Origin of the sequence: Leptospira bourretii (genome assembly GCF_004770145.1) — a bacterium.
GTDB lineage: Bacteria > Spirochaetota > Leptospiria > Leptospirales > Leptospiraceae > Leptospira_A > Leptospira_A bourretii.
The window spans coordinates 188205-204856 of record NZ_RQFW01000024.1 but is presented as its reverse complement, the minus strand read 5'-3'; the positions used below and the strand labels follow the sequence as shown (position 1 = coordinate 204856).

The window sequence follows — 16652 nt, the reverse complement described above, 5'->3', positions numbered from 1 at the left end:
AGCAAAAACTGATCCAACCGGCCAATTTGTCCAAAATGAGACGATTTCCTTTTTTAGCTTATCTTGGTCCTGGCCTTCTGTATGCCGGAGCCGCCGTTGGTGTTTCCCATCTTGTGCAATCGACTCGGGCTGGTGCCGTATATGGATACGGATTACTTTTCGTTGTTCTTTTTGCTAATTTGATCAAATATCCATTTTTTGTCGTCGGGACCAGATATACAATTATCACCGGTAAATCATTGTTAGATGGATACGAATCATTGGGCCGATTACCAGTGTGGATCTTTTTTCTAATTTCGGTTGGAACAATGTGTATCATTGTCGCTACTGTAACACTTGTCACTTCAGGTTTATTTTCCAATCTTCTTGGAATTTCTATGGAACCTTGGTTGCTTTGTTCTATAATTCTAATATTCTGTTTTCTTTTGCTTGCGATTGGTAAATTTGCAGCTCTCGACGGCCTAATGAAATGGATAGTGGTTTTGTTAACCATTTCAACTATTGTTGCCATGATCCTTTCGTTTTACGCACCTATACCCAAATTAGAAACAGCAGGAAAAACTTTTTCAATTTCGGAACTTGGAGATGTTGCCTTCCTAATTGCCCTTATGGGTTGGATGCCGATTCCCATTGAAGCAGCGGTTTGGCAGTCAGATTGGACCCTTGCCAAAAAAACGCCCGATGGCAAACTTCCTCCAATGAAATATGCGATGATCGACTTTAATATCGGTTATATTGGGACTACCTTACTTGCCGTTTGTTTTTTGGCACTGGGTGCAAACATGATGTACAATACAGGAGCAGAATTTTCTTCTCAGGCAGTCAGTTTTGCTTCTGAACTTGTTAAATTGTATACTACCGCCATTGGCTCTTGGTCTTATCCCATTATCTTAATTGCTGCATTTTTTACAATGTTCTCTACAACTCTGACTTGTTTTGATGCTTACCCTAGAGTGGTTTCAAACGCAAGTCGCAGATTGTTCAAATCATTGGAAAAAATTCCTACGGAAAAATTATATTGGTATTGGATCCTTCTTGTGGGTGTGGGTTCCATTTTGATTTTACTTTTTTTTAGAACCAATATGAAGAGTTTGGTGGATTTTGCGACGACAGTATCTTTTTTGAATGCCCCAGTGCTTGCCCTCATTCATCACTTGATTTTATTTGGAAAAGAGATTCCAAAAGACCAAAGACCTAAACCTTGGATGAATTTACTTTCTTGGTTTGGTATTTTGTTTTTATTTGGATTCTCCATCTATTATATCAACATTACTTTTCTTTAGAGTATGAAGAGCGAAAAAACACACTCTATGTTTTTTTCGCTATCACCACTTCTTTATTTAATTCTTTCGATTCTTTTTTTTCGATTTGTATGGATTGTTCCATATCCCCATCCTTTGGCTCTATTGGTTTCTGGCTTTATTGCTTTTTTGCAACGAAGGCATCGGAAGTCCGTATTTTTAAAATCATCCTTTCGTAAAAACTTTTTCTCTGTTTTGCCTGCGATGGAGATTCTTTTTTTTGTTGGGATGCTCATTGCTTCTTGGGCATATTCGGGAGTACTTTTAACAATGATTCAGGCAGGAATTTTGTTTTTGCAGCCTGATTATTTTTTACCATCTTTGGCAGTTGTTGCCGCCATTGCCGCAATGGTTTCTGGTTCTTCTTGGACCACCGCTGGTACGTTAGGTGTTGCGCTTATGGGAGTTGCTGAAGTCATTTCCTTTCCTGAGACAATGGCTGCTGGTGCTATTGTTTCTGGGTGTTATTTTGGAGATAAATTGTCCCCGCTTTCCGATACAACCAATTTGGCATCTAGTTTAACTCATGTTCCTATCTGGAAACATATCCAACATATGCTAAAGACAACTTGCATTAGTTTTGGGATTGCCATCTTAGGTTTTTATATTTTGAACCTTTATGTTTTGAACTCTCATCAGAATGCGGACTTATCTTTAAGACCTGGAGTTATTTTTCCCCTACCTTCCTCAAGTATTTCATGGAGCAAGTTAATCCCTGTGGTTCTTGTTTTTGGATCTTCATTTTTTAAATTGCATATTCGAATATCATTAATACTCGGAATTGTATCAGCCCTTGGATTTAGTGTCAATGAATTGGGTTTCCAGTGGCAGACTTGGAAAACATTGCTATTTGGATTTGAATCACATACCGGAAACGTAGTTTTGGATCGTTTTTTAAGTGGAGGGGGAGTGGTTGCGATTCTTCCTACGGAAATACTGATTCTTTCTGCTGTTTGGTTTGGTGCTGTTGTGGAAGGATATGGTTATTTAAATGAAATATTAATCCAAATCAAAATTTGGGCCAAAGACAAATGGGACATACTTCTTTCGACTATGGGAACATCGTTCCTTTTGAATCTGGTAACTGCAGACCAATACTTATCTCTTGTCATCCCTGCTCGAGCCTTTCGAAGTTTAGCTGAAGAAAACTCCATTCCAGAAAAAGACATCTCACGTTCATTAGAAGATTCTGGAACCATCACATCTCCACTCATTCCTTGGAACAGTTGTGGTGCCTTTATGTCTACTTCTCTTGGAGTTTCTGTGATGTCGTTTTTCCCTTTTGCTTTTTTTAATTTATTTCATGTAATCCTTTCAGTCTCACTTCTGTTAATCGCAAAAAATAAATTTAAAAGTTCGTAGTTGAACAAATCAAGTTCATAAAACGGAATATATACTCAGTTTATATAATATAATAATGTTTCTTTCTTCTCTGGGTGATTTATAAATTCCATCCATGTTACCAAGAATACTAGATGAAAAGATTTTACCTTTGATCGAAGAAGCAAGAGCCAAACATGATCTAAATATTGTAAAAGAACAATTACCTATCTGGATGGTAGACCGACTTGCCAAAAAAAGGAAAATAACGGAAGACGAAAGTTGTGAGATGGTTGTGACGATTTTGGAAGTATTTTCCAAAATGTGGACTTTAAGTCTAAACTACCATATAACTAATGTTCTTGGCTTTTTTGTTACTTATGCCTTCAATCAGTATCGGAACAGGTTCCGCCGGACCGAAATTTCTGAGTCAGGGGAATTATATTTACAATTATGGAACTATGATCTCCCGGCAAATGAGGAGAACCCCATCGACTTTTTGGACATTGAAAACCCTTTAAAAGCGGAATTGGAAAAGTTACCGGCAATAACGGCTCTCGTTTTGTCCTTACAGTTTGATTTGCCAATGAAACAGAATCTAAAACAACTTCTACTTTGGAAGTTACGTGAAACGAATCATGACATTGATACTTTTTATCGGAATCTAGATGAGAAACGGTTTCGACAACGCCAAATTTTATCCCGACTTTCTGGGATGATTACGAGGTACACACGCAAACTCTATGAAGCAACGGATCAGAATCGACGAAAATGGTATCTGAAACAAAAGAAACTCTGGATTTTACGAAGATCAAAAACCATTGATCGCAGTTTTCATTCGGAACGAGAGATTGCAAAGCTCTTAGGAATTTCCAGGAAGGCAGTTCGCAACCATTTGTCACAGGGAAAACATCAACTCCGAAGGGCTGGCAAAGATTTATTGTACTATGCATAAAAATTTGCTTTACATTCAGCAAATTCAAAGGAACTTAATGGCAACACCACCTTCCGAAGGGTTATGAAAATCAAAGTTACTAGTAAAAACGACGTGCACATCATTAAAATTGAAGGTGCCATCAAAGCCGGAAATGAGTTCGAGCTATCTGAAAAGATTGAACAGTACATCAAAAAAGGCCAAGTCCCTAAGTTTATTATAGATTTGAAAAAGGTTCCTTTCATCAACTCAGCTGGTTTAGGAACATTTCTAAATATTTATAAACATATCGACGGCCTGAATGGTAGACTTGTATTTGCGAACTTAAATTCCGATATCGAGAACCTAATGGAAATTACAAAACTTTCTAGCGTTTTCGAGATTTATAAAACTCTGGAAGAGGCTGAAGACTCCTTCGAATATTAATCGCGCGAGGCGATTCTACTAATGAATCCAATCCTGAAGGTAAGTTTAGGAATCGCCAAAACCAAAACCTTTCGTGGACTTTTTGTCCTTTTTCTACTTTATAAATCTCTATTCAATGCCTTTACTGCGGACCTAATCGTTCCCGAACTTGTTTCTCGATTTACCTTGGGAAGGATGGAGGGGAACTTTCGCAGTTTTTCCCTTTTTTTTGGAATTGAGATCGAAGACTTTCGGCTCTATCCAGGCACCCCCTTTGAAAACCTTCCCATGGTGGAGGCAAAACGACTTAGCCTTCGTTACAACCTTCCACTTTTGGTCTTTGGAAAATTGAGGATCTCTGAAATTGGACTCACTGGTGGTAAAATCCAAATAGAAGAAAGTTTGGGACGTTGGAATTTTGTTTCTTTCCTAAAACAAAACAAAGCAGAAACGAAAGAACCAGTTCCGGAACCAAAACCTCCACTCACAGAAATCAAAACCTATCTTCCGTTACAGGCTAGTGTTTACATCAATTTAGATGCAGTCGAATTCCAACTAAAACGAGATACAGGTTCTCTCCATTTTTTTTCTGTCCAAGATCTTTCTTTACAAACGGAATTGGAAACCAATCGATTCACAACCATTCCATTAGATCTTTCCGTCCTCAATCAAATCGATCATATTCTCCTCTCTTTGAATGCTTCCAAACCAATTCCCTTAGATTTGGATTCAACAGAATTACGCTGGAAACAAACCATTCCTCTTTCTTTACGATTTGAATGGGATAGAACTGTATCTCCCGAAATGTTTTTGTTCACCACAGACATTGGTAAGGATGATATTTTACTGGAAGTTCGGAAAAAACCAGTTCAGTTAGGCTTACGTTTGTTATCTGATATCCACTATGATAATCAATTAGATCAAGTTAAATTGAATCAGTTGGATCTAAGAGTCCTTGGTCAATCTTGGCTTAGTTTTTCTGGTTCCATTCTGGATGTTTCGAAGGAAAAACCGAAAGTAAACATCTCGGTTGAAAAATCCAATATGCAACTCACCGTTTTGCAAAGATCGCTGGATCAATTATCTGGGATCATCCCTGAAATGAAATTGTCTGGAGATCTTTCTCTTGAAGGTACGGGCATTCGTGGAGATTGGCAGAACGCAGAAGCAAATTTAAAACTAAAAGCAAATCAGTTATTCTTAAAAATAGGAAAATCAAAAGCACATTCGATTCCTTCTGCATTAATCGACATTGTTTCCCAATTGAACTTCGCTGATACCAAACCTCAAACTGCTGAAAAACCTTTCCCTTATATAAACTCAATCGTTATGGCACCTTCTCATATCAATTATAACGGTGCCTCATTATCTTTCTTTGGCGATTATTCCGAACCAAAAGGGTTAAATTTTCATTTAAGTGTAGATAAACTTCAGTTAGGTGATTATGTTTCTTACTTAGGTGGAAAATTAAAAATGGATGCTGATATTTTAGCAGAATCATTTGTTTCGCTTTCCGTTCAGACAAATGCAAAAATTGATGGTTTTCGTTACCAGTTGGATCGTTCTCGTTCTCCTTCCTCTTTATTGGGCCTTAGTCTAAATGCAGCTTTACTTTTTGATCGACCCTTTGGTTTATCTGAAATCAAAATTTCTGACTTAAAACTCGATCAAAAAACCATTACAGGAAACAAAGCTTTAGAGTTGGACTTAAGAGGAAATGTACAACTGGGTTCCCAACTCTCGGCAACCTTGACTCCGTTAGGTTTGGATGTGTATACATCTAATCTTTTGCTTGTTCTTCCTTTGGTATTAAAAGAAAAAGTTTCTCCACTCCAAAACCTATTAGGAAATCATCCAAAATTAAAACTGAATGCACGTTATTCTGGATCAGGGAACTCAAAACAAATCAAAGCCGACTTAGGTGCGGAGTTACCTGGATTGGAATTGAAAGATTTGAAATTGGTAACTGATCTTTCTCTTTCTGGAAATGATACAAACGAAATTCTTATCAAAACTTTAAAAATTAATGCCTTTGGTGGTATTTTTAATTTAGGTGTTAGTGGAAATTTAAAAAAAACAGGGAAACTAAAACCGCCGTTAGGTCCTTATTTTGGAAACTTAGATTTATCTTTCGGTTTAGTGTCTGCTACCAAAGAATATTTAGCAAAAGGAATTAGTTTCCAAGGAGATTTGGGGCTAAACTTAAAAATTCGTGATTATGATATCACTGGTGAATTTTTTTCTAAAGTCCCTGTGATTGCTTACAATAATCAAAAATGCCCTGGGGAACAATGCCAAGCATACCTTTTGGAAGATATAATCGCAAAAATTCCAATCCAACATAACCTCGCACGTAATGTTGAGGATAGTTTGATCGTTGGTGATAAGTCTATATTCATAAAAAACTATGGAAGAAATCAACCTGCCAACCTAACAATCGGTCATGTTCTCGGAACTCATCCAAGTATACCAAATTTACCATTTGAGTATGTGAAACGCCAAAAAGAAGGTCCCGGTCTTACTGCATCCATTGAATATAAAGAAAATTATGCGAATATTGAATCCTTACGATCCTATTCTTTGGATGGGTTGGTACTTGGAAAAAATATGGTCTTTAACTTGGGAAATCTGGATCCTAAATCAATGGAATTTCGTGGGAATTTTCTAATTAGAGACATTGACTTAAAACAATTGATGGCTCCCAAAGTACGAGATAAAATTGATGATGGAAAATTAAAAGCAGACCTTAACATATCAGTAAGAGATTTGAGTGAACCTGTTGCCAATCTGGATTTGTTTTTTTCCATTTTTCAAATCGGACGTGATTTTGGTAAAAGTGCTTTAAATGTTATTTCTCCGCAAAATTTCATTATTGATCGTATAACTGATAGCTATACGATCAATAAAATTGACGTATCTTTGTCCAAAGGGTTGGTCTACGCGGATGTATATTTTAATCGATCTTTGTTATCTTTATTGGTGAATTTAGAAGATGGCAAAATTTCTCAACAGAGGATGCCTCTAGCAAATTTTTTGAAACGAGCACAAAGCGAAATCCAAACATACCAAGAGTGAGGTATTTATGAAACGTCTTATGATTCTATCCCTTTTGTTGGGATGTAAATCCATTTTAAATCTAAAGGTTCCACCGATCACCATCACCAATGCGCAAACCGCAGCAGAAAAACAAATGGTGGGGGAAGATCGAGAATTAGAAAAAGAAGGTTGGATGATCGCCTCCATTCAATCTTCCTCAAACGGTAGATCGAATCGTGAAAAAATGGCTACCGAAGATTCTGATCCTGAAATCAAAGCTCATCGCATTCGTTTAAATTATTTAATGCCAGAGTTAAAAAGGTACAAAATGCACGGTATGGTTGGAGAAACTCCGGCTGGTCTGGTTAAACTAAATCCATTGGCGAATGGGTTATCGAGTTATGCTCAATATGAGATCCCAGCCAAAAAAAAACGAGTAGAGGACGTGGTTTTATTCTTAAATGAATCTAGAAAAATCATTTGGGAAAAAGAAATTCTTACACAAAAGAAAAAAGGAAAAAAAGAAGAAGAGTTAGTTCAATTCAAACAAACATTGTTAGATGAGTATTATAAATCTGTTTCGGCAGGAGAATACTATGAAACAACAAATGGTAGATGGGAGAAATTCCAATGAAACCAGTTCCAGGGTTTCCTTTTTTTCCCATTTTCCTTTTTTTCATTCTTTATTCAAATTGTATCTTGTTTCAGAAAAATGTTAAAATGACGAATGTCGATTTCGACTATTCTGCCATTTCGAAAAACTATTTTTCACCAACTCAATCAAAACCTTTCCCTCTTACTGTTCAAAGAGGAAACAATCTTTATAGTTCCACAACAAATGATGGAAGATACTTATTTTATGCAACGGACCAAAAAGGAAATTTTGACATTTGGTTTCGCGATTTAAAAAGTTCGGTTGTTGTTCCGGTGACAAATCACCCTTTTTCTGAATCGAAACCTTCCATATCACCTAACGGAAAGTATCTTGTGTTCGTGTCCGAGGAATTTGACTCAGAAGGCGACTTAATTTTATTGCCTATGGACATTGAAGAATGGACCCATGAATTATTAAAAGGTAATCGATTCATTAGTGATGAATTCATTCAACTTACTAATAAACCAAACAAAAATGGCGAATACACCAAAGGAGTCGTTGATACGGATCCTGTTTGGTCCCCCGATGGAAAAACTATCTATTTTATTTCAGATCGTTTTACTCCTGGTTTACCAAATATTTGTGCGATCAAGTTGGAGAATCAGAACCAAATAACGCAGGTTACAACTAAGGGGGCTACTTCTCCTTATGTTTCTGCAGATGGAAATTATATTTATTTTATATCGTATTTTGAAGAACCAAAAGGCGAGGTTTATCGTATCGGTTTGGGAAATTTTGAAATTCAGAGAATCACAAATAACTTGTTTTTAGATTTTTCTCCTACCGTTGATCCTAAATCCAAAAATTTATACTATGCTTCCATTCGAAAGGATACGAATCAAAATGGGAAATTGGATGAACGTGATAATAGTATTCTTGTTATGAAAAATTTGGAAACGGGAGAGGAACGAGTTCTTTCTTCTGGTGAAACATCTAATTTTGATGTTCGTTACTCTAATTTTAATGGAGGTTCTATTCTTTTTTCTGCATCTTATTTCAATGCGATCAATATTTATTTTATTCCAGAAAATGGTGCCATTCCCAAACAAGCGAACATCCGTGAGCAGTATCAATATGCAAAAACCTTTTCTGCGGGACAAAGTTTAGATTCATATTTTTTAGCTTTAGATTCGGTTGAGTTGTTTTACTCTGATGATCCTTTGTTTTCGGTTTATTCTGCAAGAGTAGCAGTCTTAAAATATATTTCTTTGGTACGAGTTGGGAAAAAAGAAGAAGCTCGAATCTTCTTTGAAGCCTATCGTCAAAAATCAGCACTCAGTCAAAATCAATTTGCTCTTTTTTTGTTACATTGGGAGGAATCCAAACAAAATAACAAAAAGTTCGACTTTCTTTACGAAATACAATCGGTTCCAACATCAAAATGGACAAAAGATGCTTTAGCAATGTTATATCATCTATATGTGGATGAATTAGAGAAAGATAAAAAAAACATCCTCGCTTTTGAAAGTTTAAGATTTATTTACGAACGATTTCCTGATTACCACCAAATAGATGAGATCAAGCGAAGGTTAGGTGGATATGAATTCCAGCCTAATTCATTAAAGTTGTCACAGCTATATAAGGATATGATTCAGGGATGGGAACAGGAGAAGACTCGTTATTTATTGAATCCTGCTCTTCCTTTTTCAAACAATCATAAAAGAGATCTACGCTTTCTTTTGGAAGATGTGATACAAAAAATATCAGAAAACAGAAACAGCGAATCAATTCTTTCCTACGTTGATACATTGCTTGTCGATCCAGATACAAATCAAATTCAACAATATTCAATGGCATTAAAATATCTCAAAGCCAAAGCATTGTCGGACATTCGAAAGTTTAACGAGTCAAATGCGGTTTTGGATTCTATTATTCCCATTCCCATTCAAGTGGATTTGGAGCCTCCGGGAAAACCTTCTATTTTTGAAACCCCATCGTTTATTGCTGAATACAAAAGTCCTGTTTTGTTGCGAGCCAACTTATTAAAATACTATAACCAAAAATCAGCCGGAAATACTTCGGATGCATTACGAAACTTAAAAATATACTTAGAGTTTTACGATCCGATCCTTGGTGTAGATTTAGGTGAGGAAGATATTCAAAGTGCCTTTTTCTATTTTGAAAACAAGGCTGTTGAGTTTGAGAGAATTGGTGACTTACTTCAATCTTCTTTTCATTACTTCTTTAATAATCAAAATATGTTTCTTGTAAAAACAAGAAATTTGTATTTGGACTCTTTATACAAAGAGTATGCTATTTATTATCAACGAAAGATGGTGGATACTATCTTCCTATATGGGAAAAAAATACGTGAAGAAGAGGAACGCGCTTTATTAAACCAACTTAATATTTTGAGTAAAGATAAGCTTAATGTAGTCGGTAATATTTCTGGAATTACATCTTTACTTACTGATAATGAATTGCTTCGCGGTGTCGTTGATGTAAAGGATTTTGAGAAAATAGAAGTCCTTTCTGAAAAGGCTCTCAGTTGGACCGAACTATATTACAAACAAGCTGTGCCTCGGGCCAGGCCATATTTAGATCTTGCTACTCTTTATGGATATTCGTATTACCTGATTAATAAATATGTAACTTTTGAGTCTTATTATTATTCTACGGGTACAATGACCGATGCTCGCAAAACAGAAATCTTAGAAAACTTCAAAAGAGCAGAATTAGAACTTCGTTGGATCATTTATGCAGACCCTACGCATTATGATGCTTATCAATTACTCGGTTGGTTATATCAGTATGTTGATTTGATTAAAATGCAAAAGAACCCAAAGTCTGGTGAGGTTGATTCTGATGTTTATGAAACTCTTTATAAAAAATATTTCCCCGATAAAAATTTAGAAGCAAATATTGAACTTTATAATCAAATTTTAGTGTTTTTGGGTGATGAATATGGGGACCGCAAGGTTCTCTCTGATCTTAATTTAAACCTAGGAAACAATTATTTCCTTTTGAGTAATTTTCCAAAAGCAAACGAAAGTTATCGTAAAGTAGAAGATGTATCTGTTTATTTATCTGTTAAAAATCAATTTGAAGGATATAAACAAGAAGCAATCTATCGATTCAATTATGGAAAATCTTTGATTTACCAAGGACAGTATAAAAAAGCTTCTGAACAGTTTTCTAAATCAATAGATATTTATTTTAAAAATGAATACTACCAGTCGGTAAACACATATGCTTCCGAACCGAATTCTTTTTCTTTAGGGAAATTAAATGAAATTCGATCAAAGTTAGCTCTCTTATTTTCATTAAAAGGCCTATCTGAGTTAGAATTTGGAAATTATGAAGAAGCTATCGCTTCCTTTCAAACTGCCATTGCCTACAACAAAGATGTGAAGTTTATTAGTCCAGTGAACTTGGCAAATTATTTGGCGATTGCATTTCAGAAGATCGGTCGTTTTCGTGATTCTTATCAAATGTTAAATTTAGCAGAAGCTGAATATAAAAAAAATCAAGAATCTATCATTACGCGGTTTCGAAAATGGAGTTTCCTAAATGTGATTTTTGGCGATAGTTTCCGGGTGATAGGTGATGGTCGATTTCCGGGTGAGTTCCCGAATGATTTTAAATACCTGTTAACACTGGGAATTCGAATCGAAAATCATATCGAACAAGAAGAATACACGGCGGCCCTTTCGGAAATCCAAACAAGAAACGAATTAATTACCTCTAAGGATTTAGATGAGACAATCATTGGTAAAAATATTCTCGCCAAATCTAGACAAGTAGAAGCACAAATTTACCAAAGAAGTCAGTTACAAGGGGAAGCAGTTGAACATTATAAAGAACTAACTGACATTCTTTTTGAAAACCAATCAAACAAGGGAATCGAAAATTTATTCCAAAATTATGCCCACTCGGTTTTTTCCCTACAGGAATCGTCAGACTTTTCGATAGAGACAAAACGTAACTTGTTAGATCAGTTTCTGAAACAATTAGAACTTTGGAAACAGAGAGAAGTTTCTAATTGTACAGATTCGATTGAGTTTTGCGAAAACCAATTTAGATCAAACAATCCAAAGTTTGACATTGTATACGGAACCAGTTTGTATTATCTTTCTCTTCATTTAGAGAAAGAGGGAAAAGATTTTAATCAAATTTTAGGAAAAGCCGTTGAGGTTTTAGAAAACCCTGGTTTAGTAGACCCTCGGATTATAGGTTTGTCAAACGATCCGATTTCTAGACGGACGAGAGTTCGTGCGCAATTAAATCTTTATTCCATTTATATGAAGCTAGGCGATGTTTTTTTGGCTGAGAAAAAATGGAAAGAAACCTCTGAACTAGCTTATGAATTTAGATTAGATGAAGAGATGTTCTGGGCGAATGCGCAACGATTTAAGTGGGAAAAATTTAATTTAGGATCGGATAAAAAAACTAATCATTTGGTTTATGGAAAGGATGCTTTCCAAACTTACCAGTCCAACTTAAATGTTCGTCTTTTTTCTCCTAAACATCGATTGGTTGATTTTTTAGAAACATATTCTGAAACAGGGCTGGCATCGAATGAAACAAAAGCATTTGTCAATCACTGGGAAAACTTTAGAAGCCTTGAGTTGTTTCGAGATTTAATTTCTGCGCAATTTGAATTTGAAGATTCAAAATTGAATTTATATTACCAAGATTTAGTAAAGTGGGTTAAAGGATATCGTAGACTCAGTAATTCAATATCTGAAAAGGCATTAAAACGCGAATCTGTGGTTGCTTCTTTGAAACAACAAACATCGGAAATTCAGAATTTAGATGTAATTCTTGATAAGATAAAACAAGTTTCACCGGAACGTGCACCTTTTTTAGAACCAAAACGTTCGGCGACGGATTTGTTCCAAAATGGTTGGATTGGATTTTATTCTACGAATGGAACGAATGTTTTTCTTTATTTGTTGGATGGGAAATTAAAAGCAGATATTTGCAATGTACAGGCAGATTTAAGTGTCTGTATTCCCAAAATACAAAACACATACCCAATCATCCAACTCATCGGAACGAAGGCAAACGGAAGTTTGGTGAAATCTGTTTTGAAAGAATACCATAAATCAAATATATACCCAACAATTTACTTCGATAGGAACCACCACGAATTGTTTTCTGAAAGAACTGAACGTCGACTGAAGTGGGTGACTATCTATGGCGAAAGTGAAAAGGGAAAACAGAACCAGAATGTACGGATCCTCCCTTCCGGTAATTTGGGTGTTTATTTGTATGACACCGATTATCTGGTAACAAATCGTCCTCTTAGTAATCAAACAAGTTTGTTTGGTGATGAAAAATCTCAAGTGTTCCCATTACGTGAAATATTCCAAGGAAGTGGATCCGAAATTTCCATGATTGGAATGAATGATACAAGTTTTGACACAGAGAAAGATTGGAATTTAATCAGTAAACTCTTTGAAGTACTACGATCAAAGCGAGTTCAAAATATAGTGTCTATTACGTCCAAAAACGGCGAAGATTTTTCTTCTATGAGGTTAGATGAGTTTGCAAAAGATCCTAATCGATTCTTGCTTGGAAATTGGAAAGAGTTTTCAATTTCTAAAGATGGTTTAGAAAAAAAAGCAAAACAACTGATTGAAGAAGGTTTTTTGAAAGAGAAATCGAAGGAATTTGTAGATGCTTATGAAAATTATTATACCGCATCTACATTATTAGATGATAATGATCCATTTTTACCAAGTTTAGAGTTAAAACTGGCAAAATTAAAAACGGAAATTTTCCCCAATATTTCTAAAAAAACAATCTTTAGGCCTCTTTGGATAAAATATTCTAAATCACCATTCCAAAATCAAATTCGATATGAGTATTTGGTTTCTTGTCTTTCTTCTAAGGATAAAGAGGATTGTAAATACAATTCATCTGATTTTATCGGTGAAGAAAAGGATCTATATTTGGGTGCTTTGGAGTTTTATTTTCAACTCCGTAGTGGGAATGTGAAAGAGATTTCGGTCAAAAATGAACTTCGATCGAAAGTAGAATCAAAAGAGGATCCTTTTTTGCAAGCCTATCGTTTGGGTACGTTATACATCCAAAATTACATGTTTTACGAGGCAGAATCAGAAACAAACAAACTAACTAAACTTGCAAGAACGCCGAAAGAGAAAACTGTCGTCAAAAATCGTATTTTGGAAATATACTTTCACAAAGGATTTTTGTTAGGTGATAAGGATATCTACCTTACGTCTCTTACCTCAACTTCCGCTTATAATTATGGATTTAAAAAGGACTGGAAAAATTTTGATGAAAAAGTTCTTTCACGAGATTTTACAAAATTTGGATATGCAGATTCCATTTATGATTCATATCGATTGAGATTATACACCGCTTGGAAAGAACAACTCCAGACGGGATATTTTGAACCTATGTCCTTAACACCTGAGTATCTGACTAATGGTGAATCGGTGTTAACGAAACTTTCGCATTTAAACCGAACTTTGTTTTATCATTTGCTTTTGACTTCCATTCCATTCCAGAAGAACCAAGAAGTGAATTCGTTGGTTGAGTTACTGCTTGCGGAAGAGGCAAGGGAAGGGCGAAGTTATAGAACACTTTTTTTTCGTTTAGAGTTGGCAAAAGCTTTATTGCTTCGTGGCGACTTTGAAATGGCTTCGTCTATGGTTTCAAAGATTCAGTCCATAGACAAAGAGTTAGGCGAAGGAAACAAGTTTTGGCAAGAAAAATGGAATGATTTGAAATGGAAACTTGATTATCTGAAAAACCAACCTTCGGCGATTCAGCATTCGAATCCATTTTTGAAGTTGTTTCAGTTGGCAAAAACTCAAAAACCTGAAGAATACATTGGTATCTTAAATGAATTTAATCGCAGGAATCGAGGAGAGTTTTTAAGCCCTGAATTGAAAGAGGAATATGAGTTTTTATTCCATTATCTTTTACAACAAAGTTTAGAAAAAAATAGTTCTGAAAGTTTTTTTGACCTAGCAATCGCTCGCGATATGTTTCGATTTACATCTAGTCGTTTTTCTGATGTTGGTTTATATGTAAAACACATCCCAAATTTTGAGATACATTCTGAAAAATTAAAGAAAAAGATGGTCGGCAAACAAGAATTTCACGGGATTTTTGATCATGGCAAAAAAACATATTTATTGAGCTTTGCATCGGGTAAGTCTTTGGGGAGAGAGATGTTTTCTGATAACAAATCAATCTACAGAGAGTCTGTCAGGTATTTCCGATCTGCTGAATCAGGAAACCAAGAAGTAATTTTGCGAGAGTCTTTGGTTGATAAATATAGAACTAGTTTGCGACTCAATAAAACAAGTCGTCACTATATCTACAGTTCAGGTATCCATGCAGTGGTCCCTATGGTTTTACCAGATTTGGAATATTATTCTGTTGCTTCTGTTCCAGATTTTATCGCAAACCAAACAATCAAAATTACTTCTATTTCTCCTAAAAAAACAGATGTATCCGTTGTGGGTTGGAAGTCTTCTTTAGAGAACGAAATTAGTGCTAATCTTTTGTTATGGGAAACCAATGGAAAAAAAGATTCCAATGCTGCATTTAGCGTTGATTTTGCGGAGATCGGTTGGTGTCAGAATAATTATTTGTGTATTGGTGGGACACCGTTGTTTGATACTTCCGGTCGAACTGGAAGTATTACTAAACTATATGCAAACCAAAGAATAGGAACTTCCGCCCAATATACAAATGATTTTAGTGGAGTCGCATACTATCTCGCTCGTGAAAATCCTGGGTTGTTTGTGTTGCACTCCGGAATTCAATCAGGTGTTCATAATTTATTTTTTCTAAAACAATTTTTGCAAGTGAGTGATTTGCCAAAACCATTACATATCCGATTGGTAGAAGGAAAGGAAGCGGCTCGTAATTCTACAATTGACGACCGCTTTTGGATTGGCTATAAGTTATATACTTCGGCCATGATTGAGGATTAAAGAGTTTGATTTAAAAACTTTTTGCGTTCTTCTTCTGATAGATCAAAAAGTTTTTTTACTTCTTCATGAAATTTTTGGAAGTTGTTGTCAGATTTTTGAAACAAAGACTCAAAACTAACCTCACCTGAATGGTAACGAAGTGCACCTAAAAAATCTTCGTTATTCCATTCCCTTGCCAAAAATTCTTTGGATTTTTCTTCGGGTACTAATTTTTTTTGAATCACTTCTTCTTTGAATTGAACCATAATCAAATTTTTTTGAATTCTTTTTTGTTCCGTCTCTATTGGAGAAGCATAAAGTGTTTTTAGTTCTTCAGCATATTTTTTTAAAAGATCTAAGGTGACTGCTCTTCTGGTTTTATCTTTTCGGAATTTTTCAAGATTTGCACTTTTTTCTCCTTCTTTCTTTGTATAATATAACTCGATTCCTTTTTCTTCCACATAACTTGCGTAAGACTCATTGAGTATGGAATCTCCTGGAAGATAGGCCGTTGCATGTGCCATTTCATGAAAGACAAGTCCCACTAATCGATAATCTGGCCATTTGAGTTGGGGAGACAAAACAGGATCTGAAAACCAACCAAGTGTCGAGTATCCTCCGATGGGTCGGATGCGTGTGTCGAAACCCTCGGCTTTTAATTCCTTTTCGAGAGAAACAGCCATTTCTTTTTCAAAGAAACCTTTGTAGGGAACAGTTCCAGCAATGGGAAACCACCACGTATAGGACTTTAATTCTAAGGCTTCTGAAGCACTCACATTCCAGCCAATTTCTTCTCTCTCTAATTTTGTATAATATTCAAATCCACCTTTTTCGTTTAGCGCAAGTTCCCCGATGGCAAAAATTCTTGCTTCTCGGATTAAGTTTAATTTTTGTTTTGTTTGTGAATCCAATCCTTTGTGTTTTAGAATTTCTTCTATTTTTTCACGACCCAAGATGATCGACGATTGTTCCTTGCCCAGATGAAATAAATATGGCAAACACCCGGAAAGAAAAAGAGGAATCAGTAAAAACGAGAAATTTCTAGGAATCTTTTTGATTCGACAAGGAAGGGGAATCGGCAAAAGTGGAAGGGGTTTTGGCAT

At 35.6% G+C, this 16652-nt stretch carries 8 protein-coding genes; 7 read left to right on the top strand and 1 reads right to left on the bottom strand.

Annotated features, from left to right (window positions below; all coding sequences use genetic code 11):
* Positions 1-35: 35 nt before the first annotated feature.
* From EHQ47_RS19350 to EHQ47_RS19320, 7 genes are all read left to right on the top strand, one after another.
* Positions 36-1283: an Nramp family divalent metal transporter gene (locus tag EHQ47_RS19350; protein WP_135777904.1), complete on the top strand. Its 1248-nt coding sequence runs from the start codon at positions 36-38 to the stop codon at positions 1281-1283.
* Between the two features lie 27 nt (positions 1284-1310).
* Positions 1311-2663, top strand: coding sequence for a Na+/H+ antiporter NhaC family protein (locus EHQ47_RS19345; protein ID WP_135777902.1), 1353 nt, complete (start codon positions 1311-1313; stop codon positions 2661-2663).
* Positions 2664-2757: 94 nt separating this feature from the next.
* Entirely contained in the window at positions 2758-3576 is an 819-nt protein-coding gene (locus EHQ47_RS19340; RefSeq protein ID WP_135749473.1) for an RNA polymerase subunit sigma-70, read from the top strand.
* A gap of 63 nt (positions 3577-3639) precedes the next feature.
* Positions 3640-3981, top strand: coding sequence for an STAS domain-containing protein (locus EHQ47_RS19335; RefSeq protein ID WP_002989181.1), 342 nt, complete (start codon positions 3640-3642; stop codon positions 3979-3981).
* Between the two features lie 21 nt (positions 3982-4002).
* Positions 4003-7035, top strand: a complete 3033-nt coding sequence (locus EHQ47_RS19330) for an LIC_11026 family protein (RefSeq protein WP_135777900.1) — start codon at positions 4003-4005, stop codon at positions 7033-7035.
* 7 nt (positions 7036-7042) lie between these two features.
* Positions 7043-7630 (top strand): DUF1318 domain-containing protein, encoded by a 588-nt coding sequence (locus EHQ47_RS19325; protein WP_135749475.1) that lies wholly within the window; start codon positions 7043-7045, stop codon positions 7628-7630.
* 86 nt (positions 7631-7716) lie between these two features.
* Positions 7717-15570 (top strand): PD40 domain-containing protein, encoded by a 7854-nt coding sequence (locus tag EHQ47_RS19320; protein WP_135777898.1) that lies wholly within the window; start codon positions 7717-7719, stop codon positions 15568-15570.
* Here the strand turns inward: EHQ47_RS19320 and EHQ47_RS19315 are convergent.
* Positions 15567-16652 (bottom strand): aminopeptidase, encoded by a 1086-nt coding sequence (locus EHQ47_RS19315; protein ID WP_135748404.1) that lies wholly within the window; start codon positions 16650-16652, stop codon positions 15567-15569. The two genes, EHQ47_RS19320 and EHQ47_RS19315, sit on opposite strands and share 4 nt — an antisense overlap.